The sequence below is a fragment of the Thalassospira profundimaris WP0211 genome (assembly GCF_000300275.1).
Classification (GTDB): Bacteria; Pseudomonadota; Alphaproteobacteria; order Rhodospirillales; family Thalassospiraceae; genus Thalassospira; species Thalassospira profundimaris.
On sequence record NZ_AMRN01000001.1, the window covers coordinates 844,954 to 865,647 of the forward strand.

Genomic DNA, 20,694 nt, shown 5'->3' on the forward strand with positions numbered 1-20,694 from the left:
TGAATGTGCCGGTGCCCCACATGCATCCCGGAGGGATAAAATGCTGACCTCAATTGCCACAGTTTCACTGTCAGGCGATCTTCAGGAAAAACTCGATGCCATTGCCGCGGCCGGCTTTGACGGGGTCGAGATCTTTGAAAATGACCTTCTGTCCTTTGACGGATCGCCAGAAGATGTTGGCAAAACGATCCGCGATCTGGGTCTGAAACTGGTCACTTTCCAGCCGTTCCGCGATTTCGAAGGCATGCCCGAACCCCAGCGCACCCGCGCGTTCGAGCGCGCCGAACGCAAGTTTGACCTGATGGAAGAACTGGGCACAGACCTTTTGATGGTTTGTTCGAACGTCTCCCCGCAATCATTGGGCGGGCTTGATCGCGCCGCCAGGGATCTGGCAGAGCTTGGCGATCGTGCCGCCAAACGCGGCCTACGTGTCGCGTTCGAGGCGCTTTCATGGGGCAAGCATATCAGCGACTATCGCGATAGCTGGGAAGTGGTGCGGCGTGCCAATCACCCGAATGTTGGTCTTGTGCTTGATACCTTCCACATCATGGCGCGCAAGGTGCCGCTTGATGCGATTTCATCGATCCCGGGCGACAAGATTTTCCTCGTGCAGGTTGCCGATGCACCGATCCTTGAAATGGATGCGCTGTCATGGAGCCGCCATTTCCGCTGCTTCCCGGGGCAGGGGGACTTTCCGCTCGGTGAATTCATGCGCAATCTTGCCATGACCGGCTATGACGGACCGCTGTCGCTTGAAATTTTCAACGATCAGTTCCGCTCAAGCTCGACCAAGAACGTGGCCAAGGATGGTTTGCGTTCCCTGATTTATCTCGGCGACGGCATCGAAGGCGTTCAGGTCGGCGAAAAGGGAACCGCCCTGCCGCCCAAGGCGCATGCCAAGGAAGTCGGCTTTGTCGAGTTCGCGGTCGAGGAAGAAAACGCCGAAAAGCTTGCGACACTGTTCGCTGCCCTTGGCTTTGAAAAACGCGGCAGCCACAAAACCAAGGCGGTAACTTGGTGGAAACAGGGCGACATCAACCTTGTGATCAATTGCGACAAGGATGGCTTTGCGCATTCCTATAACATCGTGCATGGCCCGTCAGTCTGTGCGGTGGGGCTTAAGGTCGATGATGCCAAGGCAACGATGGACCGCGCGCAATCTTTGCTGGCAGCCCCCTTCAGTCAGGCGGTTGGCGAAGGCGAAATTGAAATGCCGGCCATTCGTGGTGTTGGCGGCAGCCTTGTTTATTTCCTTGATGATCACAGCGAACTTTCGCGCATTTGGGATGTCGAGTTCGAACCCGAAAAGGGCGCGGATGCAGACGCCGGAAAGGCGAAACTTCGCAAGGTCGATCATGTGTCATACTCGATGCAGTATGAGGAAATGCTGACCTGGCTTTTGTATTTCACCTCGATCTTTGATCTCGGCAAAATGCCGACCCTTGATATCCCGGATCCGGGCGGGCTTGTGCAAAGTCAGGTGGTGCAAAGCGATGCTGTGCGTTTGATCCTCAATGGCTCGCAAAGCCCGCATACCCAGCATTCCCAGTTCCTCAACGAGTTCTTTGGCAGCGGTGTGCAGCATCTGGCATTCGCCAGCGACGATATCTTTGCCTCGGTTGATTACTGTATGGCGCATGGGGTCGAAATTTTGCCGATCCCGGAAAACTACTATGACGATATCGAAGCACGGTTTGGGTTGGAGCCGGAACTGCTTGATCGTTTGCGCGCACGTAATATTCTCTATGATCGTGATGATGAAGGTGAATATTATCAGGCCTATACGCGCACCTTCGCCAACCGTTTCTTCTTTGAATTGGTCGAGCGTCGCGCGTATCGTGGCTTCGGGGCGGCCAATGCGCCGATCCGGCTTGCGTCACAGACGCGCATGAACCGTCGTAACGATGCGGCGAAATAACCACAGGGCACCAAGCGCATAAAGGCGGGAACAACGAAATGAGCGTGCAGGAAATTCTAGTCATTAACGGACCGAACCTGAACCTTCTGGGGCAGCGCCAGCCGGAAATTTACGGCTATGACACGCTGGCCTCGATCGAGGAAAAATGCAGCACGCTTGCCAAGGAGCTTGGCGTTTCGGTGCGTTTTGGCCAATCCAACCATGAAGGTGCGATCATTGACATGATCCACGAGGCCCGCACCAAATCAGCCGCCCTGATCATCAATGCCGGTGCCTATACCCATACCTCGGTTGCGATCCATGACGCGCTCAAGACCTTTGAGGGCTATATCATCGAGCTGCATATTTCCAACCCGCACGCGCGTGAGGAATTTCGCCATACCAGCTGGATCAGCTCGGTCGCCGATGCGGTGATGGCCGGGGCTGGTGCCTATGGCTATGAACTGGCAACCCGCCTTGCCGCTGAAAAGATCAAAGCTGCCTGAAAAGGCTCGGAATTATTCAATCCTGTTGCGGCGGAATACTGTAATTCTGACTGCAGACAGTTTGAATAATTACGACACAGATATTTTGAAGATAATCAAGGGCAGCTCATGGCTGCCCTTTTTTCTGTCCGAATGATCGCTGTTTAGACCGAGCTTCTTGAGCGCAACGCGGCGGCCAGTGTGCCGTCATCAAGATAATCAAGCTCGCCCCCGACCGGCACGCCGTGGGCAAGGCGGGTGACCTTGACCCCGGTTTCGATCAGCCGTTCGGTGATGTAATGCGCTGTGGTCTGGCCATCGACCGTGGCATTAGTGGCAAGGATCACCTCGGACACAGCATTTTCGCGCACGCGATTGACCAGCTGATCGATTTTAAGGTCATCCGGGCCGACACCATCAAGCGGTGACAGTGTACCACCCAGCACATGATATTTGCCCTTAAACGATGCCCCGCGCTCAAGCGCCCAAAGATCCTGAACTTCCTCGACCACGCAAATGATGTCCGTACCGCGGTTTTGGTCGGCACAGATATGGCAGGGATCGGTGACATCGATATTGCCGCAATTCGAACAGGTCGTCATGACCTCGGCCGTGGCATGGAGTGCGTCGGCCAGCGGGATCATTAGCGTTTCGGGCTTTTTGAGCATCTGCAAAACCGCACGCCGTGCCGAACGTGGCCCAAGGCCGGGCAGACGCGAAAGCAGCTTGATCAGATTTTCAATTTCCCGTCCGGTCATCATGACCCCGTGCTAGTAAAGTTTGTTCGTTACATAGTGCTTGTATCAAAAACAAAGGGCGGCGCAATGCCACCCTTTGCCGCGTACATTGAAAGTACGAAATTTATCGTGTTTCCGATGAAAGATCAGAACGGCAGTTTGAAGCCTTCTGGCAGGTTCATGCCGCCGGTGACGTCTTTCATCTTTTCCTGAACGGCGGCCTCGACCTTGACCTTGGCGTCGTTATAGGCCGCCACAATCAGGTCTTCGAGGACTTCGGTGTCGTTCGGGTCAACGATGCTTTTATCAAGCGAAAGGCCGCGCATTTCGCCTTTGCCGTTCAGCATCACCTTGACCATGCCCGCACCGGACTGGCCTTCGATTTCAAGTTCAACCAGTCCTTCCTGCATTTCCTGCATTTTGGACTGCATCTGCTGGGCCTGTTTGAGCATCCCTGCAAGGTTCTTCATAGCTCGTCGTCTCCTTCGAGATAAAATGCGTCGTCATATACGGAACCGCTTTCGTCCTCTTCGCCCTCGGCATTTTCCTGGCCGGGTGGCAGATGGACGGCAACGATTTTGGCTTTTGGTAAACCATCCAGAATGGCCCTGACCAGCGGATCTTGCGAGGCATCTGCCTTGCGCTGTTCAAGGGCTTCAAGTTCCTGTTCCTTAAGGGTCGGGGCCCCTTCTTCGCGCTCCGACACACTGACCAGCCAGCGATGACCGGTCAGGCCATTAAGCGCCTTGATCAGTTTGGTCGAAAGGTCCGAGCCCGCCCCGCGTGCTGGGCGAAATTCGATGCGACCCGGTTCATACTTCACCAGATGCATATAGTTTTTGACCTGCATCGAAAGGCCGGTGGTTTCCCGGTCCTTGCCAAGCAGTTCGGCAACTTCTTCGAACGTTTCGGGCATCTTGGCATAGACTGGCTGTTCGACCTGTTCGGGTTCGCCCAGCGGGTCGGGTCGGCGCTGTGCCACTGCGGCTGCACCGCCGCCGCCATTGACCACCTGCATGCGCGGTCCCGGACCGCCACTGCCGCCGCCATTGCCGCCACCTTGTGGCGCGCCGCCGCCGTTACCGGCATTGTTCATGTCCTGACGCAGCTTCTTGATCAGGTCACCGGGTGGTGGCATTTCCGCGGCATAGGCCAGACGGATCAGGATCATTTCAGCGGCCTGAATGGGCGATGGCGCAATGCGCGTTTCTTCAAGCCCCTTAAGCAGCATCTGCCAGGCGCGGGTCAGTTGCGGCATGGCAAGCTTGGCTGCAATTTCCTTGCCGCGTTCGCGTTCAATCTGTGACACGCCGGGATCATTGGCCGCATCGGGTGACAGCTTCACACGTGTCAGCCAATGGGTCAGATCGAGCATATCCTGCAACATCACCGGCGGATCACCGCCAAGGGCATATTGCGCAGCAAGAAGTTCCAGCGCCTCGTTAATCTCGCCCTTCATGGTGTGATCGAACAAATCGAATATGCGTGACCGATCGGAAAGGCCCAGCATATCACGCACCTGCTGGGTGGTGACCTTGCCAGCGCCGTGCGAAATCGCCTGATCCAGCAGGCTCATGCCATCACGGACAGATCCGTCGGCGGCACGCGCAATCAGGGTAACGGCTTCTTCCTCGATCTCGGCATTTTCAAGCCCGGCGATGCGGCTATAGTGCGCGGCCAGTTCGTCTGTCTGCACACGACGCAAATCGAACCGCTGACAACGCGACAGAACCGTAATCGGGATTTTGCGGATTTCGGTGGTGGCAAAGATGAACTTCACATGCTCTGGCGGTTCTTCCAGCGTTTTCAAAAGCGCGTTAAACGCACTTTTCGAAAGCATGTGCACTTCGTCGATGATGTAGATCTTGTAGCGTGCCGACGTCGGGCGATAGCGCACACCTTCGATCAGTTCGCGAATGTCATCAACGCCGGTACGCGACGCGGCATCCATTTCCAGAACGTCAACATGGCGGTCTTCGGCAATCGCGCGGCAATGCTCACAGACACCGCATGGCTCGATCGTCGCACCGCCCTTGCCATCTGCGCCAATGCAGTTGAGCGCACGCGCAATGATACGGGCCGTCGTGGTTTTACCAATCCCGCGCACACCGGTCAGGATGAACGCATGTGCAAGGCGGCCACTTTCAAGCGCGTTTGACAGCGTCTTGACCATCGGCACATGGCCGATCAGTTCGTCAAAGGATTTCGGGCGGTATTTCCGCGCAAGAACCTGATACTCGCTTTTGCTTTCTGGCTCGGCCGTGGTGACGGGCGCGGATGTGTCCGCGACGTTACTGTCTGTCACCGTGTCACCTTCTGGCGCCGTTTCGCTGGCGGTCTCGATCTGCTCGCTCATTCATCCGGTCCGGACTGTTTTAATTCTCAGTTGGTTTTAGCAGCTTCGAAGCCCTATGGGAAAGGCCAAGTGGGAAATTTCCCATACAAAAAGCCATCTGCCCGCGAATGTCAGGGGCATGGCAAATATCAGCGATTTCAAAGGGAGAAATGAAAGGGTGAGAGACTGAACAGCGACCCGGAAAAACTCGTTACGGCTGCTACCTTCCGGTCCTGACCGGGTTGGCGAGCGGTCCGTCCACTGCCAGCCTCTCGCCCCCTATATCGCGCAAGCGTCCATAAAACGCAAGGGTTGGCTGGGATTTTTTCTGTTATCAAGCAATCGTGGCTTTTGACCGATCCCCACCCACGTTAATGTCATGCTCCGTCACCACAGGAAATGTCGGCGATCCCATGGGCTTGCCCGATATTTTCCGCATCAGAATTTCAAGAAAGTGACCACCATGCACAGGCTGTTTTATGAATCCGTTGATCTTGATCGCGATGCGGTTTTGCGCAAACGCGAAGACTGGCAACAGGTTCTATTGGCCGAGGAGTCGCTGCGTATCCTGATCTGTCACGCGGGTGATCCACTTTTTGCCTGGCCCGAGGATATGGACGCCCACGAACTGGTGGTGCTGGGTGCCCCGGCCGTGCCGCATCTGGATGTTGATCTTCATCGCGGGCAGTGGATTTATCTTGGCCGCGATGAAAGCGGACCGGTGATTGCAGTCGATATTGCCGCGGTGGTGACCGATCGTGACGAGGCCATCCGCAAACTCGGCGGTGGTTTTGGCGATATGCGCACCCGCATGGCCAATCTTTCGGTGGATGAGGCCGCCCTTGCCGCACAGGCGCGCGCGATTTTCAACTGGCATCAGGGGCACCAGTTCTGCGGGGCCTGTGGCCATCCGAATGTGGTGGCAGAGGCGGGCTATCGTCTGCAATGCAGCAACCCGAACTGCGGCAAATCGCATTTCCCGCGCACCGATCCGGCCGTGATCATGTTGATCCATCATCAGGATCATGTGTTGCTGGCAAGATCACCGCAATTCCTGCCCGGCATGGTGTCGGTTCTGGCCGGTTTCGTCGAACCGGGCGAAACCCTTGAACAGGCCGTCGCGCGCGAGGTGTTCGAAGAAGTCGGCGTCCGGATCAAACGCCCGCAATATGTCGCATCCCAGCCCTGGCCGTTTCCGGGTTCTTTGATGCTGGGCTTTGTTGCCGAGGCCGAAACAACAGACCTTTTGCCCGATAACGAAGAAATCGAGTTTGCGATGTGGGTGCATCGCGATGATGTGCCAAACCTGCCCAAAAAAGGTATCAACCTGCCGCGTCCGATATCTATCGCACGCTTCCTTCTGGAAAACTGGTGCGCGGGCCACATATAGAGACAAAGAGGCCTTTGTCACCATCCTGGTGATACGGCATCGCTGTACTGGGTGATGATCGGTATTCAGGGAAAAGCTTTGGTAGCGATACGTTTTCTACGCGATTTGGTTGTAACCGGCATTGCTGTCTGTTTGCTTGCGACTTTGTTCGCAGTAACGGCCGCAAAGGCCCATCAACGGATCCCCGTCAAGGTCGGTGCGTATGAATATGGCGTGGTCTATTTCTATGAGGATGGCAAGCCACGGGGCATGGTTCTGCACCTGATCAGACTTCTGAATGATTTGCAGGACGAATATGTGTTTGAACTTGCCGAAACCTCATCGCGCCGGCGCTATCAGGCCGTAACCGGTGGCGAGGTGGACCTTGTTCTGCTGGAAAGTTCACAATGGGAGTGGCAGGAATTTGATGTTCGCTTTTCCGAACCCATTGTTCAGGAAAAAGACCTTTATCTGACTCTGGCTGGACGCGATGACATCCAAAGCCTGCTGTCGAATGTGACCAATCATCCGATCCTGTGCGTCTTGGGGTTCCATTACGGATTTGCCGATTTCAACGCGGATCCGGAATATCTGCGCCAGAACTTTGATGTTTTGCTGCGCTATAACGAGCAAGAGGTCCTTGACGGACTTCTGGCCGGGGAAGCCCCGATTGGTATTGTCTCGGCGGGCTTTCTGGCCGCCCGGTTTGTCGATTACCCGTCCTTGCGCGAAAGCCTTGTGATTTCTGATCAACCCGATGCCGTCCATGATCTGGTGGCGGTGCTGTCCGCCGGATCGTCGATCCCGCTTGAACGGTTCAACCAATTGATTGCGAAACTGCAATCCACTGGCGAGGTCGAACGCCTGTGGCAGCAACTTCACATCGGTTTGTCTGGCTAGGTCCTGAACCAAATCCCGACATAAAGCCCCGACCGCATCTGCTAGTCGATCGGTGGGATGCGGGCAATAACATTGCGCCGCAGGGCATCTGGCCGTTCGCGCCAGGCAACAATGCCCTTTTCACTTTCGGCATATTTTGACGCCAGTTCACACAGATTCTCGACCATGCTGTCGGGATCAACATTGCCATAAACATATCCCCACTTGCCCGATCCGTTCAGCGCGACCGAACAGCCAGACTTGCAATTGGTCAGGCATTCAACCGGTTTAACCTCAAACGGCAGATCGCGCGTGGCACAGACTTCCTGAATGCGCTCAAAAAGCGTCTGACCATCACGCGGATCACTTGGTGCGCTGGCGGTTGAGGACGTGCAGGTCGTGCAGATATTCAGGCGGGACTTGGCGGTCATGCGGGTGATCTTATCCGGGCTGGTGACAGGTAAAACGACGCGGGGGCGCATCCAATCAGCTTGCGACCGGTCTGGTCAAGTCATCATCAAGATGATGTGTGACATATTCCTGGATCGCACCGGCAAGCTGGCGATTGACCAGCGGGTGGGCTTCTTCGGCCAGCATGACAGCGACACCGACGGCTGGCAGCGGTGGAAATCCGTCGCGGGCATCAAGGATTTTGAATTCGTCGGTCACACTGGCCGCCGCAAGGGCGCCAACCCCCAACCCGTCGCGCACAAGATGCAGCATCGAGGCCGCCTGACGGGATGTCGCATAAAGCGTGAAGGGCCGGTTGGATTTCGAAAAGGCGTCAATCGCCCATGCATGAAACTTGCAATCTTCGGCCGGCAGGACAAGCGGCAGCGGATCAAGAAGATGCTGCTTATGAACTGCCGATGTTACCCAGACGCCCGGTTCGTGACGCAGGAAATATCCTTCTTCGCCTGTTTCCGATCGGCTGATGATCGACAGATCAAGCTCCCCCTGATCAAGCATCCGGCGGAGCAGGATCGTCGGATTGACCGACACGAAAAAGCGCGCCTTTGGATGCACGCTACTTATGGCGCGCAGAACAATTGGCAAAATCTTTTGCGCATAATCATCCGGGCAGCCGATGCGGATCGGACGGCTTTCTTCCTGAGAACGCAATTGTCCCATCGCCTCATCCGTAAGGCTCAGGATCCGTCTGGCATAGCCGACAAAGGTGATGCCTTCATGGGTCAGTTGAACGTTGCGGCCATCGCGTTCAAACAGCTTGTTGTCGACCAGTTCTTCAAGCCGCTTCATCTGCATCGAAAAGGCCGATGGCGTGCGCCCGATACGGTCGGCGGCACGGTTGAAGCTGCCGCATTCGGCAAAGGCAACAAAGCTTCTGAGAAGATCGGAATCCATGGCCTCTCCTTTGATCAGAAAAATTGATCAGGAATTTTGAACAATAGGGTCAAAACTATTCGATTGTCCGATTTCGATCCAGCGGCAAATATCAAACCCGGCCGGCCAATGCTGTAACGCGAATGCTTTTGATGCATATGCCACAAGTATGACTCTGATGATTTTGAACGACTATTTGATGTCGGGTAACGGCTATAAAGTCCGTTTGCTGCTATCCATGCTGGGTCAACCGTTTGAATATGTCGAACGCGACATCATGAAAGGCGAAACCCACACGCCCGAATACCTTGAAAAGGTAAACCCGAACGGCAAAATTCCGGCCCTTGTCCTTGATGACGGAAGGACCCTTGCTGAAAGCAACGCCATTCTGATCTATCTGGCCGAAGGCACCAATTTCATCCCCGAGGATGCCTATGACCGGGCCGATATGATGAGCTGGTTGTTCTTTGAACAATATGACCATGAACCGAACGTCGCCGTTCTGATTTCCTGGTATGCGATCAAGGGCCTGCCGGAACATGCCGATATTCTCGGACCGATGAAACAGGCGGGTGCCAAGCGTGCGCTGGATCTGATGGAAAAGCGTCTTTCAGGGCATAACTGGCTGGTGGGCGATGCGCTTACCATCGCCGATATCTCGCTTTATGCCTACACGCACCGGGCCGAGCTTGGCAAAATCAGTCTGGCACCCTATCCCGGCATTCGCGCCTGGCTTGACCGGATGACGGCGGTTCCCGGCTATGTGCCGATCACCTGGACGCCTTAAAGGGCACCAAAAAGCAGCCACCACAAACAGGAACGTCACCCAAGGCAAGGGGGGAGGCGGGGGAAGTTGTTCCCATCCGTGGTGGCTGAATACCCTGACGGGAGAAACGTCAGAGCGGCGGTACAATCGTCAGGCTGATTTCAAAAGATTTTCTGGCAAAAGCGGGTCGGTCTGGGCTGCAGAACTTCGCGCCTTGAAACGCGCAAAGGCGTTGGCGACATTGGGCGCGCTTGCCAACATTTCAGGGCCGCCCGGCAACGCGTTCAGATAATGCATCATCGGCATGATCATCATGTCGGGAATGGTGAAACGGTCACCACAAACCCAGCCATCGGCATAAGCAGCATCAAGGACAGAAAGATCATGACGGATGCGGTCCGTCATCTCGTTCATCCGGGTGGTAAATGCCGGGTCACGACGTTTGACGTCATCGGCAAAAAACATCGGAATAACGAAATTGCGGATGATGTCCGGATCAAGCCGGGTCATGGCGACACTGATCCACTGGTTCATCCGGGCCGCTTTTTCGGCATGCACCGGGCGCAATAACGGCCCGGGGAAATTATCATCAATATAGCGGCAAATGGCGGCGGTTTCATAAAGCACGAACTGCCCGTGGGTCAGGACCGGGACCTTGCCAAACGGGTTGTTGCGCAACAGTTCCGGTGTTGGCGGATGGCCGGGTGGCTGGACATTATGGCTGCTGAACGCGAACGGTATTTCCTTTTCCAGACAGGCAATGCGAACCGTGCGTGTCAGGTTACTGCGCGGCATTCCGATAATTGTGACATCCGACATGGCAAGACCCTTTTGTTCGGTGAACTTGCAGACAGGATTACGTCCCCCATAATATGTTCAAGAACATATTATCAGAATGTGTCATGGTGGATCTGTCGCCCGATCCAAACATCCGATGACGTGCCGATTACCTGGTGGAGTTCGAAATGCCCTATGCGCCGACGCACAAACCCAAAACCCGCATTCGCATTGTTAATGCGGCCAGTGCGCTGTTTAAAAAGCACGGGTTTGAAAATGTCACGATTGATCAGGTCATGGCAGCGGCCGGGCTGACCCGTGGCGGGTTCTATGCCCACTTCAAGAACAAGGAAGCCCTGTTTGTTGCCTGCGTTGAAAACGGCATGTCGCTTTTGTCATCGCCCGTGCTGGCAAAATTGCGCAAGGCCGAACTGTCTGGAAGCGACTGGGTGACATCCTTTGCCGAACTTTATCTGTCACGGGTCCATATTGATAACCCCGAATTTGGATGTGCGCTGCCAACCCTGTCATCCGAGGTCTCACGTTCCGGCGATCAGGCGCGTTCGGCGTTTTCAAAACTGATTGACCAGGCATCGGGCAAACTTGCCTGGAAATTGGCAAAGGAAGACGGTGTTCCGGGTATGGACAAGCCCGTCCCGATTGACGGTGCGTCCGTGCTGCCGGATGTTCCTGATGGCTACCGCACCGAAGCCACATCCATGCTGGCGATGCTGGTCGGGGCAGTGGTGCTGAGCCGTGCGGTGGACTCCGAAACGGCCGACAGCATTCTGAAAGCAAGCCGGGAGCATGTATCACGTTCCCGCCACCGCCATCTGGCAGCCTCATCGATGAACTGAACGCCGGGGTCTGGCGGTTATTTCATTGCCAGCGGCGTGATTTGCTTTTTGCGTTCAGCCATCATTTTCTGTTCGGCCAGTGCGCCGGCCTCGTCTGTCAAGAAGGTAAAGATGGCAAATCGCCGGCCTTTGGTAACCGGCAATGCTTCATGCAAAAGCGAACATGAAAATACGACAGCACCACCGGGCGGCGGCGCATAAACTGCCCGGCCATATTCCGGGAAGCGCACCTGACCACCTTCGTAATCAATCGGGTTCAGGTTCAGAGATACCGCAAATCTTCGATGGGCTGTGAAGGCGGTGCGATTGTCTCTGTGGCGGCCAAAATGACCTTGATTGGCTGAGTCATAGCACCCGATACGCAAGGCTTCCATACTGGCAGTCTTGAAATGGAATACCTTCATCAGTTCCGGCATCAGGCGCGTAACAAGCCGGGTTTTAACCCGATTGAAAAGCCCTTCATCAAGTAGGACCACGTCGTTGCGTTTCTTGATATTGGCCTTTGCGATGTTGCTGCCAATATCACCTTGAGATACCCCATCTGCCTTCTTTTCGCCGGCCTCCCAATAGGCCAGCAAGTCAGCGCACAGCTCGGGTTCAAGCACATCCTTCATCACCAGAACCGGTGCCTGATAGGATGCCGGCTCCGGGGCAGTTTGTGCCGCAATTGCGTTGCAGCTTGTGATCAAATCATCAAGTTCCGATATCGAGCCGATTTTGCTCAGACGATGGTTGGGATCGATCAGGGCAACATTGCCGTCTGCACAGGCAAATAGCATGCGCAACTTGTTTTCCGCATCAAAAAGCTCGGTTGCCTTCGCGCTGGCCTTGCCGGATTTCTTCGGCGTTTTTTTCCCCCCAATTACGGTGAAATGCAGCACTTCGGCATCTGCGGTCGCATCACGAAGCTGATCAATTTTCTCCCACTCGGCTTTGCCGGGTTTTTCATCGAAGAACCACAAGGCCAGCGTGTTGCCCGCAATAAGCTGGTCGGCTAGGTCAACATTGCTGCCTGCGGTGTCGGGCAGGACGATCTTCGGGACAAAGTCTCCTGCTTCAAGACTTTTGATTTTTTGGGGCTGCTGCGCTGAACCGGTCATGATCGAAAATCCAGAAAGTCAGAAAAAGGAAACGTGTCGCCGTTGATTACGAAGAAACAAAGTACCCGGACAAAATTTCGCTGTAAATTCTCACAAGGTTTTCGATGTCATCGACCATGGCGTGCTCATCGACCTTGTGCATGCTTTGTCCGACCAGACCGAATTCTGCGACTTCGGTATATTTCTGAATGAAGCGCGCATCGGATGTGCCGCCCGTCGTGCTCATTTCTGGGCGTTTGCCGGTGATTTTTTCCGACGCATCTGCAATCAGGTTGGCGAGTTTTCCCGGATTGGACAGGAACGCCTCGCCGGAAATCTTGACCTTGAGATCGTGCGCACCGGCATGCTCGGCACAGACATCTTCGATCCACTTATTAAGATCGCTGCCTGTGTGCTGATCATTAAAGCGGATGTTGAACGCCGCACTGACCTTGGCCGGAACCACGTTGGTTGCGGTATTTCCGGCATCAACCGTGGTGATTTCAAGGTTGCTGGGCTGAAAATGGTCGGTTCCCTGATCAAGCTCGCGGGAATTAAGAACATCGAGCGTTTTGATCATGCGCGGGACCGGGTTGTCGGCCAGATGCGGATAGGCGACATGGCCCTGTGCGCCATAAACCGTCAGCCAGCCGGTGATGGAGCCACGGCGGCCAACCTTCATCATCTCGCCCAGATATTTCGGGTTGGTTGGTTCGCCGACCAGACAGGCATCAAATTTCTCGCCCTGCTGATCGCACCATTCAACCAGCTTGACTGTGCCGTTGATCGCGTCAGCCTCTTCATCGCCGGTGATCAGGAACGAGATGCTTTCATCGAAATCCGGATGGGCAGCAAGAAACGCGTCAACCGCACCGACAAAGCAGGCAATGCCGGTTTTCATATCCACCGCCCCACGGCCAAACAGACGGCCATCTTTGACTTCGCCCCCGAACGGATCAACGGTCCAGGCGGCAACATCGCCAGCGGGCACCACATCTGTATGACCGGCAAAACAGAAATTGCGCCCCTTGGTCCCCAGACGGGCATAGAGGTTATCAATCGCATCACTGTCATCACCGTCAAAGACCTTGCGCGTGCACTTGAATCCCCGTGCCTCGAGCGCCTTCTGCAACACATCAAGCGCGCCTTCATCGGCGGGAGTAACCGACGGGCAGCGGATCAGGGATTGTGCAAGTTCAAGGGCGGTAGACATTGGCACTCTCTTGGTCTTAGTGGTTTGCGTCTGTATAGGAATTTACGCCTATTTTTATGTTTCATGTGAAACAAAAAAGGAACAAATATACATTAAGGGGCGAAACAGCCATCCGTTTCGCCCCTTATATCATGATCACATTGCGTGTCGCAGATCAGTCGCGTAGCAATTCGTTGATCGAGGTTTTTGAGCGGGTCTTTTCATCAACACGTTTGATGATGACCGCGCAATACAGGCTCGGTCCCGGGGTGCCATCCGGAAGCGGCTTGCCCGGAATGCTGCCCGGAACGACCACGGAATAGGCCGGAACGCGACCGACAAAGGTTTCGCCGGTGGTGCGGTCGATGATCTTGGTCGATGCGCCGATAAAGACACCCATCGAAATGACGGCCCCTTCTTCGACGATCACACCTTCAACGATTTCCGAACGTGCACCGATAAAGGCGTTGTCTTCGATGATGACCGGGCCAGCCTGAAGCGGTTCAAGCACGCCACCGATACCGGCACCACCCGAAAGGTGAACGTTCTTGCCGATCTGCGCGCAGGATCCAACCGTTGCCCAGGTGTCGACCATCACGCCGGTATCAACATAGGCGCCAAGGTTGACAAAGGACGGCATCAAAACGGTGCCCGGTGCGACATAGGCCGAACGGCGCACGATGCTGCCCGGAACGGCACGGAAACCGGCCTTCTTAAACTCGGCTTCACCCCAACCTTCGAACTTTGACGGGACCTTGTCCCACCAGTTGGTGTTTTCGCCCGGACCGCCTGCGATGGTGGTCATGTCATTTAGACGGAAGGACAGCAGAACCGCCTTTTTGGCCCACTGATTGACAACCCACTTGCTTTCGTTGCTGGCCTTTGATTTTTCAGCAACGCGCAGGTCGCCGGAATCCATGGCGGAAAGCGTCTGTTCAACAGCCTTGCGGATTTCACCCTGGGTAGAGGAGTTAATCTCGTCGCGGTTTTCCCATGCGACGTTGATCACGCCTTCAAGCTCGGTTCTGTTCATTTTTCGAAGGTCCTTGCGGTCAGCCAAAATTGCGTTGGCGGAGAATGGTCAATGCGCGCGCGCAAGTCAACTCCGCCAGTTTACGTAGAAACGCCTGTTTCAGGCAGATTTCCGTTCCTGATCCCGTATGGCCGATAGACATAGCCGATCATACCGCCAAGCTCAATCCTGGAACGATGACAAATCAGCGCTGCCGTGCCCGGTAGCGGGAAACTAAAGCACCCTGATTGGGCGCAGCTTTAACGGAGGATTACGATCCGCTGTTAAGCCCGCGCAAGAAACCGACAAGATCATCAGTTTCATGATCAATGCGCGGATCATCGCGGCCGGCCTGCGCCCATTCAAGATCGGTATGCACCCAGACGGTGGTCATGCCCATATCCTTGGCCGGCAGAAGGTTTTTGGCCATGTCTTCGAAATAGACCGCACGGGTCGGATCGATGCCATCGCGCGCCAGAAGCAGGTCATAGGGTTCCTGCTTTGGTTTCGGGATGTATTCGGCATCGACGATGTCAAAGATGGTTTCAAAATGATCAGCAATGCCAAGGCGATCCATCACCCGTTCGGCATGGCCCCGCGATGCATTGGTGAAAATCAGTTTACGGCCCGGAAGATCATTCAGCGCGCTGGCAAGATCCGGTGCCGGGTCGACCACGGACAGATCAATGTCATGGACCTTGGCAAGGTAATCGGCCGGATCGATTTCATGTTCGGTCATCAACCCGCGCAAGGTGGTGCCATAGCGATGGAAATAGTCCTTTTGCACACGGTGGGCTTCGGTTGCCTCAAGCTTCAGGGCATCGCGGACATATTGCCCGATCAGATCAGACACCTGTGAGAACAGATTGCAGGCCGCCGGATAAAGCGTGTTGTCGAGATCAAAGATCAGAACGCTGTCATCGTCGACACGGGGCAATTCGGATCTGCGTTTCGGGGCGGTGGTCATGATCTGGGGCCTTCCGGATATGCTTGTTGGACAGACGTGCCTGGCGCGCGTGTCAGGCAGTCGACATTTGTATGCGATCCTTACGGCGTTGCAAACCATCAGGATCAATCAGAACCACAAATGGTGTACCCGTGGTCATTTGTTCGCCGTTGAATTGCAGGGTATCCGGCGTGAACGGCACAGGGGTTTAAAACCGCCAAAAAGAGCAAACATATATTGGGTTCTTACTTGTGATCCATGTCTGCGGCCTTGGGCTGCGCGTATCAAATGTGATGGAGGTTCGGCCCGGAAAACCGGGCGAGGACATTATTATCCGTCCGCATAGGAAATTCAGGTTTTGTAAAACCCTTGTTAAGTAGAAGCAGTGAAAATGACCGAAAGCCATTAAGGCGATCAGACTGGTTTCCGTGCTCGGGGGAAGGGAATCACTTGATGATCCGGGCAGCGTGAGAGGGTGCATTGGATAAACTTATAAAGGCGCGAACAACCGAACTGCGCAAAGAAAGAAACCGTTTTGCGGCATTGGCCTTTGTCTGGGGGGATCTTCTTCTGGAACTGGACGGGGATCTGCGCATTGTTTTTGCCTCTGGCGCATCAGACGGGATTTTGGGGCATCGGCCACAAGACCTGTCGGGGAAGTCGTTCATCCAATTCCTGGCCAAACAGTATCGCCCGCTGGTGACAGAGATGTTGCGTGTCGCGCGCCGTCGCGGGCGCATGGACAATATTCAGGTCCGCTTTAATCAGCAGGCCGACATGTTAAGCCCGCCGGTTTCCATGAGCGGCTATTTCCTGCCTGATCTTGGCGATCATTTCTTTGTCGCACTCAGGGTTGCGATCAATGCCCTGTCGCCTGATGTTGCCGCCAGCCTTCAGCGCGACACTGCTACGGGACTTCTTGATGAGGAAAGCCTGTCAAAGGTCGTCACGGAACGGTTGATGGCGCGCCGGGAAACCGGGATCGAGCACAAATTTACCCTGATGACCCTCAATGCGTTTGATCCGCTATGCGCGCGGATGAAACAGATCGAACAGGCGGAAATGATGGCCAGCGTCGGAGCCTTTCTGCGCGCCCATTCGGTTGCGGGCGACACGGCCGGGCGACTGGGGACAGAACAATTTGGCATGTTACATCGCGCAGATGTCCCGATTGGCGATCTTGAAAAACGGATCGAGGAATGTGTGCGCGATGCCGATCCGACCGGGGTTGGCATCGAGGTCAGTTCATCCGTGACCGATTTTACCGCCGAGCTGATCCCGCCGGGCGATCTGGCGCGCGGGGTTTTGTATTCCATCCGGCGGTTCTGTGACCGGCAGGAGCACAGCTTTACATTTTCGCGCCTGATGGGCCAGGCGGACAATCTGGTCAACAATACCTTTTCGGCGATGCAGGATTTTGGCACCCGGGTCGATCAGTTGAAGTTCGACACGGTGTATCAGCCGATCGTGCGCCTGCCGAATGCGGAAATCCATCATTTCGAAGTGCTGGTAAGGTTCTATGACGATGATGGCAAGCTGATCCCGACACAGGAACTGGTCAGCTTTGCCGAGCAGGTCAATATGGTCCATCGCCTTGATCTGGCGATGTTGCGCCGAAACCTTAAATGGATCACCTCCCAGCTTGATCAGGGGATAACCGCCCGGGTTGCTGTGAATATTTCCGGCCATTCGTTGGGAAATCCGGATTTTTGCCGGTCTGTGATTGCGCTGTTTGAGCGCCATCGCGAAGCACTTGGCCAATTGATGCTTGAGATCACCGAAACCGCCGAAATCGCAGATATCGATACGGCGGCAAAATGGATTGCCCGTTTCCGTGAATTCGGGGTCGAGATCTGCCTTGATGATTTCGGCACTGGTGCGTCGAACTTCCGGTATCTCAGCGCAATGGATATCGATTATGTAAAGATTGACGGCGAATCAATTCGGCAATCGACCAAGACGCCTAAGGGGCTGGCGTTCCTGCGATCACTTGTCGATTTGTGTCACGATATTAATGTCGAGGTTGTCGCCGAGATGATCGAGACAGACAAGATGCGCGAACTTGTGACCAAGGCCGGTTTTGACTATGCGCAGGGCTATCTGTTCGGCAAGCCAGAGGCCGACATTACGCTGTATTGGCGTGATTCTGTTTACAAGCGGTGATGCTGGCAGGCGAGGACAGTCCCGGGCAGGGATATTGAGCCGCGAGATGCGGAGCTGACTGGCCCGATCAGTTTTTGCTGTCCTCGGAAGTCACGCCATATCGGGCGAGGATTTTTTCAAACAGGCCGTTTTCCCGGATTGTGACAAGGCCGTTGTTCAGTTCCCTGAGCAACGTCTTTGGGTCCCTTGCCTGGCGCGAGATGCAGGCAAAGTAGGGATTGGTCGAAATCACCTTGGAATGGACCTTCTCGATATCGGTGATGGTGTGTTGAGAATGATGCAGCTCGTACTCCATCGGTGCCTTGTAGGACAGGGCGGCATCGATACGACGTGACAGCAGCATATTAAGAAGGGTGGCCTCGTTATTGACCACGAGAACATCAAGCCCGGCTGCACGGGCGGTTGATTCAAGGCTGTAACCGCTGACCACACCGATGATCATGTTTCTGGCATCAGAAATCTTTTCCAGAGATTGCAGGGCGGTCTCGCCAAACGCATAGAAAGCGACCCCGACATGGCCGAGCAGGTAGGAGTAAAACATATCCTCTTCACGTTCAGGCAGGTAACTGCATGAACACAGGCCATCGACCTGTCCGGTGCTGGCAAGGAAATAGGCCCGTCGCCAAGGGTAAAACGGCGTGATCAGGGTGATGTTGCGCGTGGCAAATGCGGCGCGCAATATTTCGATGTCGTAGCCCGGCAAAGTGGCGTTCTCGGCAATTTTTGAAGGCGGGAACGGATTGCACGCGAGCGTAACGGTACGCTGGTTGCCAGCGGGGGGGATCAGGGCGTTCTGGGCCGATGCCGTGCTTATTGTGCCAAACAGGACCAAGGCACCAAGGGTCAGGCAAATGACCTTGCTGCACATGCGCAGATGTTGGCGCGCGCCGATAGCAGAACGGCGCAAAGACACATATGAAAGAATACCGGCCCACTTTCCCACGATTTTTTAACCGCTCTAAAAAAATAACGGAATCAATATGTTATCACGCTTTGGCGGATAAGGATGAGTTATTCGCGCGATGCATGAAACAATTTAAGGTAGAAAGATTTACAAATAGTCACGCAACAAAAAAAGGCCGGTGTCAAACACCGGCCTTTTTGCAAAGTGACGTCCGATTTTATTCGGCGGCTTTGACTTCCGCGCTGTTGCGGATGGCAGCTTCGCGGACATCGTCGGTGACATGTTCTTCGAACTTCGCGAAGTTCTTTTCAAACAGGCCGGTCAGGTTGGTGGCAGCCTTGTCATAGGCAGCCTTGTCTTTCCAGCTTTCGCGCGGGTTCAGAACATCAGCCGGGATGTCGCCGCAGGCGGTCGGATAGGCCAGACCGAAGAACGGATCGGTCGCGAATTCGGCATTTTCAAGATCGCCATTCAGTGCGGCATTGAGCAGGCCACGGGTGTAGGCAATCTTCATGCGCGAACCAACACCATAGCCGCCGCCGGACCAGCCGGTATTGACCAGCCAGCAATTGGCTTCGTGTTTTTCCATCATTTCGCCAAGCAGTTTGGCGTAAACTGAGGGATGACGCGGCATGAACGGCGCACCGAAGCAGGCCGAGAACGCCGCAGTCGGTTCCTTGACACCTTTTTCGGTGCCGGCAACTTTCGCGGTGTAACCCGACAGGAAGTGGTACATCGCCTGTGCCGAGGACAGCTTTGCGATCGGCGGCAGAACGCCAAAGGCATCACAGGTCAGCATGATGATGTTTTTCGGGTGACCACCACGACCGGTTTCCGAAGCATTCGGAATGAATTCGATCGGATAGGAAGAACGGGTGTTTTCGGTGTGACGGGCATCGTCGAGATCAAGCTCGCGCGACTGCTTGTTCATCACAACGTTTTCAAGAACGGTACCGAAACGCTCGGTCGTTGCGAAGATTTCCGGTTCTGCTTCGCGCGAAAGTTTGATCACCTTGGCGTAGCAGCCGCCTTCAAAGTTAAAGACGCCGTCTTCGCCCCAGCCGTGCTCGTCATCCCCGATCAGGGTGCGCGATGCGTCGGCAGAAAGCGTGGTTTTACCAGTACCCGAAAGGCCAAAGAACACGGCGGTGTCGCCATTCTTGCCCATATTGGCCGAGCAATGCATCGGCATGACGCCCTTGGCAGGCAGGATGTGGTTGAGAACCGAGAAGATCGATTTCTTCATTTCGCCGGCATACCAGGTACCGCCGATGATGACCATTTTGCGCTCAAAACTGACCATCACGAAGACTTCGGAGCGGGTGCCGTCGTCTTGCGGGTCTGCCTGAAGGCCCGGCGCATGCAGAATGGTGAATTCCGGCGCGAAGTCGCGCAGTTCTTCTTTCTGCGGCTGGATGAACATGTTGCGGGCAAAAAGGTTATGCCATGCGTTTTCGTTGATCACGCGCACCGGCAGGCGGAAACGCGGATCGGAACCGGCAAAGCAATCCTGAACGAACAGTTCGGTGCCCTGGAAATATGCGCGCACTTTCTGATAGAGGCGCTCAAATACTTCCGGGCTGACCGGGCGGTTTACATCGCCCCAATCGATATCTGCCTTGGTGCTTTCTTCTTCGACGATGAAGCGATCCAGCGGGGAACGGCCGGTATGTTCGCCGGTAAGGGCGACAAAGGCACCGCCTTTGGCGATTTTACCTTCGTTGCGACGGATCGCATGTTCGTAAAGGCCGGCAGCGTCAAGGTTCCAGTGAACGGCGCCAAGGTTTTTGAGGCCATGGGTTTCAAGGCCTACACGGCTGACAACGGGTCCTGATTGCAGCACGAAACTCTCCTGGTGGGAATGAAAATCTGGGGGTTAATGTCCTATTTTACACTGCCAATTGTGGGTAATCGGGAGCGCTGAGACATATTGTTACAAAGGTGTCTTAAAA

The 20,694-nt window shown here is 55.0% G+C and carries 19 protein-coding genes and 1 other RNA gene; 7 read left to right on the forward strand and 13 right to left on the reverse strand.

The genetic code is table 11. From position 1 onward, the window contains the following. Positions 1–40 precede the first annotated feature (40 nt). Together TH2_RS03810 and aroQ are read left to right on the forward strand one after the other, a co-directional pair. Complete coding sequence (locus tag TH2_RS03810) at positions 41–1,918, forward strand: bifunctional sugar phosphate isomerase/epimerase/4-hydroxyphenylpyruvate dioxygenase family protein (protein ID WP_008889078.1); 1,878 nt, start codon at positions 41–43, stop codon at positions 1,916–1,918. A gap of 38 nt (positions 1,919–1,956) precedes the next feature. Further along, positions 1,957–2,403 (forward strand): type II 3-dehydroquinate dehydratase, encoded by a 447-nt coding sequence (aroQ, locus tag TH2_RS03815; protein ID WP_008889079.1) that lies wholly within the window; start codon positions 1,957–1,959, stop codon positions 2,401–2,403. A 143-nt stretch (positions 2,404–2,546) separates the two neighbouring features. On the opposite strand, the gene recR is transcribed toward aroQ, so the two are convergent. From recR to ffs, 4 genes are all read right to left on the reverse strand, one after another. Continuing rightward, positions 2,547–3,140 (reverse strand): recombination mediator RecR, encoded by a 594-nt coding sequence (recR, locus tag TH2_RS03820; protein ID WP_008889080.1) that lies wholly within the window; start codon positions 3,138–3,140, stop codon positions 2,547–2,549. Between the two features lie 125 nt (positions 3,141–3,265). After that, complete coding sequence (locus tag TH2_RS03825; RefSeq protein ID WP_008889081.1) at positions 3,266–3,589, reverse strand: YbaB/EbfC family nucleoid-associated protein; 324 nt, start codon at positions 3,587–3,589, stop codon at positions 3,266–3,268. Further along, the gene (locus TH2_RS03830) at positions 3,586–5,475 is read right to left on the reverse strand and encodes a DNA polymerase III subunit gamma/tau (RefSeq protein ID WP_008889082.1); all 1,890 of its coding nucleotides are present in this window, start codon (positions 5,473–5,475) and stop codon (positions 3,586–3,588) included. Before TH2_RS03830 ends, TH2_RS03825 begins: the two co-directional genes overlap by 4 nt. 157 nt (positions 5,476–5,632) lie before the next feature. After that, positions 5,633–5,727: signal recognition particle sRNA small type (gene ffs / locus TH2_RS20695), an RNA gene on the reverse strand. A 190-nt stretch (positions 5,728–5,917) separates the two neighbouring features. Here ffs and nudC point away from each other — a divergent pair. Together nudC and TH2_RS03840 are read left to right on the forward strand one after the other, a co-directional pair. Then, entirely contained in the window at positions 5,918–6,844 is a 927-nt protein-coding gene (gene nudC / locus TH2_RS03835) for an NAD(+) diphosphatase (RefSeq protein WP_008889083.1), read from the forward strand. A 78-nt stretch (positions 6,845–6,922) separates the two neighbouring features. After that, positions 6,923–7,723, forward strand: coding sequence for a transporter substrate-binding domain-containing protein (locus TH2_RS03840; protein WP_157193792.1), 801 nt, complete (start codon positions 6,923–6,925; stop codon positions 7,721–7,723). Positions 7,724–7,764: 41 nt separating this feature from the next. Here the strand turns inward: TH2_RS03840 and TH2_RS03845 are convergent, their stop codons facing one another. Together TH2_RS03845 and TH2_RS03850 are read right to left on the reverse strand one after the other, a co-directional pair. After that, positions 7,765–8,133 (reverse strand): DUF1636 family protein, encoded by a 369-nt coding sequence (locus tag TH2_RS03845; RefSeq protein WP_040822612.1) that lies wholly within the window; start codon positions 8,131–8,133, stop codon positions 7,765–7,767. A 55-nt stretch (positions 8,134–8,188) separates the two neighbouring features. Further along, entirely contained in the window at positions 8,189–9,067 is an 879-nt protein-coding gene (locus TH2_RS03850; protein WP_008889086.1) for a LysR family transcriptional regulator, read from the reverse strand. Positions 9,068–9,215: 148 nt separating this feature from the next. On the opposite strand from TH2_RS03850, the gene TH2_RS03855 reads away from it, so the two are divergent. Beyond that, positions 9,216–9,833 (forward strand): glutathione S-transferase family protein, encoded by a 618-nt coding sequence (locus TH2_RS03855; RefSeq protein WP_040822313.1) that lies wholly within the window; start codon positions 9,216–9,218, stop codon positions 9,831–9,833. 129 nt (positions 9,834–9,962) lie between these two features. Here the strand turns inward: TH2_RS03855 and TH2_RS03860 are convergent, their stop codons facing one another. After that, positions 9,963–10,631, reverse strand: coding sequence for a glutathione S-transferase family protein (locus TH2_RS03860; RefSeq protein WP_008889088.1), 669 nt, complete (start codon positions 10,629–10,631; stop codon positions 9,963–9,965). Positions 10,632–10,777: 146 nt separating this feature from the next. On the opposite strand from TH2_RS03860, the gene TH2_RS03865 reads away from it, so the two are divergent. Beyond that, on the forward strand, positions 10,778–11,446 hold the full coding sequence (locus tag TH2_RS03865; RefSeq protein WP_008889089.1) for a TetR/AcrR family transcriptional regulator: 669 nt from the start codon (positions 10,778–10,780) through the stop codon (positions 11,444–11,446). Between the two features lie 17 nt (positions 11,447–11,463). On the opposite strand, the gene TH2_RS03870 is transcribed toward TH2_RS03865, so the two are convergent. The 4 genes from TH2_RS03870 to TH2_RS03885 all read right to left on the reverse strand — a co-directional run bounded on the left by TH2_RS03870 (position 11,464) and on the right by TH2_RS03885 (position 15,696). Continuing rightward, a complete protein-coding gene (locus tag TH2_RS03870) occupies positions 11,464–12,546 on the reverse strand; it encodes a 2OG-Fe(II) oxygenase family protein (protein ID WP_008889090.1) in 1,083 nt (360 codons plus the stop codon). A 46-nt stretch (positions 12,547–12,592) separates the two neighbouring features. After that, positions 12,593–13,738, reverse strand: a complete 1,146-nt coding sequence (gene dapE / locus TH2_RS03875; protein WP_008889091.1) for a succinyl-diaminopimelate desuccinylase — start codon at positions 13,736–13,738, stop codon at positions 12,593–12,595. A gap of 154 nt (positions 13,739–13,892) precedes the next feature. After that, positions 13,893–14,750: a 2,3,4,5-tetrahydropyridine-2,6-dicarboxylate N-succinyltransferase gene (dapD, locus tag TH2_RS03880; protein ID WP_008889092.1), complete on the reverse strand. Its 858-nt coding sequence runs from the start codon at positions 14,748–14,750 to the stop codon at positions 13,893–13,895. Between the two features lie 250 nt (positions 14,751–15,000). Next, positions 15,001–15,696, reverse strand: coding sequence for a pyrimidine 5'-nucleotidase (locus TH2_RS03885; RefSeq protein ID WP_008889093.1), 696 nt, complete (start codon positions 15,694–15,696; stop codon positions 15,001–15,003). A gap of 459 nt (positions 15,697–16,155) precedes the next feature. On the opposite strand from TH2_RS03885, the gene TH2_RS03890 reads away from it, so the two are divergent. Next, the gene (locus TH2_RS03890; protein WP_008889094.1) at positions 16,156–17,838 is read left to right on the forward strand and encodes an EAL domain-containing protein; all 1,683 of its coding nucleotides are present in this window, start codon (positions 16,156–16,158) and stop codon (positions 17,836–17,838) included. 67 nt (positions 17,839–17,905) lie between these two features. Here the strand turns inward: TH2_RS03890 and TH2_RS03895 are convergent, their stop codons facing one another. Both TH2_RS03895 and TH2_RS03900 read right to left on the reverse strand, forming a co-directional pair. Beyond that, positions 17,906–18,781 carry a substrate-binding periplasmic protein gene (locus TH2_RS03895; RefSeq protein WP_008889095.1) on the reverse strand — a complete coding sequence of 292 codons (876 nt, stop codon included), beginning with the start codon at positions 18,779–18,781 and terminating at the stop codon, positions 17,906–17,908. A gap of 178 nt (positions 18,782–18,959) precedes the next feature. Next, positions 18,960–20,585 (reverse strand): phosphoenolpyruvate carboxykinase, encoded by a 1,626-nt coding sequence (locus TH2_RS03900; RefSeq protein WP_008889096.1) that lies wholly within the window; start codon positions 20,583–20,585, stop codon positions 18,960–18,962. Positions 20,586–20,694: the final 109 nt, after the last annotated feature.

What these genes read in the sequence shown, in the direction of transcription:
- TH2_RS03860 (WP_008889088.1), bottom strand. Translation starts at nt 10,631, where the DNA reads ATGTCGGATGTCACAATTATCGGAATGCCGCGCAGTAACCTGACACGC.
- TH2_RS03855 (WP_040822313.1), top strand. Translation starts at nt 9,216, where the DNA reads ATGACTCTGATGATTTTGAACGACTATTTGATGTCGGGTAACGGCTAT.
- TH2_RS03830 (WP_008889082.1), bottom strand. Translation starts at nt 5,475, where the DNA reads ATGAGCGAGCAGATCGAGACCGCCAGCGAAACGGCGCCAGAAGGTGAC.
- TH2_RS03870 (WP_008889090.1), bottom strand. Translation starts at nt 12,546, where the DNA reads ATGACCGGTTCAGCGCAGCAGCCCCAAAAAATCAAAAGTCTTGAAGCA.
- dapE (WP_008889091.1), bottom strand. Translation starts at nt 13,738, where the DNA reads ATGTCTACCGCCCTTGAACTTGCACAATCCCTGATCCGCTGCCCGTCG.
- TH2_RS03810 (WP_008889078.1), top strand. Translation starts at nt 41, where the DNA reads ATGCTGACCTCAATTGCCACAGTTTCACTGTCAGGCGATCTTCAGGAA.
- TH2_RS03885 (WP_008889093.1), bottom strand. Translation starts at nt 15,696, where the DNA reads ATGACCACCGCCCCGAAACGCAGATCCGAATTGCCCCGTGTCGACGAT.
- aroQ (WP_008889079.1), top strand. Translation starts at nt 1,957, where the DNA reads ATGAGCGTGCAGGAAATTCTAGTCATTAACGGACCGAACCTGAACCTT.
- TH2_RS03845 (WP_040822612.1), bottom strand. Translation starts at nt 8,133, where the DNA reads ATGACCGCCAAGTCCCGCCTGAATATCTGCACGACCTGCACGTCCTCA.
- recR (WP_008889080.1), bottom strand. Translation starts at nt 3,140, where the DNA reads ATGACCGGACGGGAAATTGAAAATCTGATCAAGCTGCTTTCGCGTCTG.
- nudC (WP_008889083.1), top strand. Translation starts at nt 5,918, where the DNA reads ATGCACAGGCTGTTTTATGAATCCGTTGATCTTGATCGCGATGCGGTT.
- TH2_RS03825 (WP_008889081.1), bottom strand. Translation starts at nt 3,589, where the DNA reads ATGAAGAACCTTGCAGGGATGCTCAAACAGGCCCAGCAGATGCAGTCC.
- TH2_RS03865 (WP_008889089.1), top strand. Translation starts at nt 10,778, where the DNA reads ATGCCCTATGCGCCGACGCACAAACCCAAAACCCGCATTCGCATTGTT.
- TH2_RS03850 (WP_008889086.1), bottom strand. Translation starts at nt 9,067, where the DNA reads ATGGATTCCGATCTTCTCAGAAGCTTTGTTGCCTTTGCCGAATGCGGC.
- dapD (WP_008889092.1), bottom strand. Translation starts at nt 14,750, where the DNA reads ATGAACAGAACCGAGCTTGAAGGCGTGATCAACGTCGCATGGGAAAAC.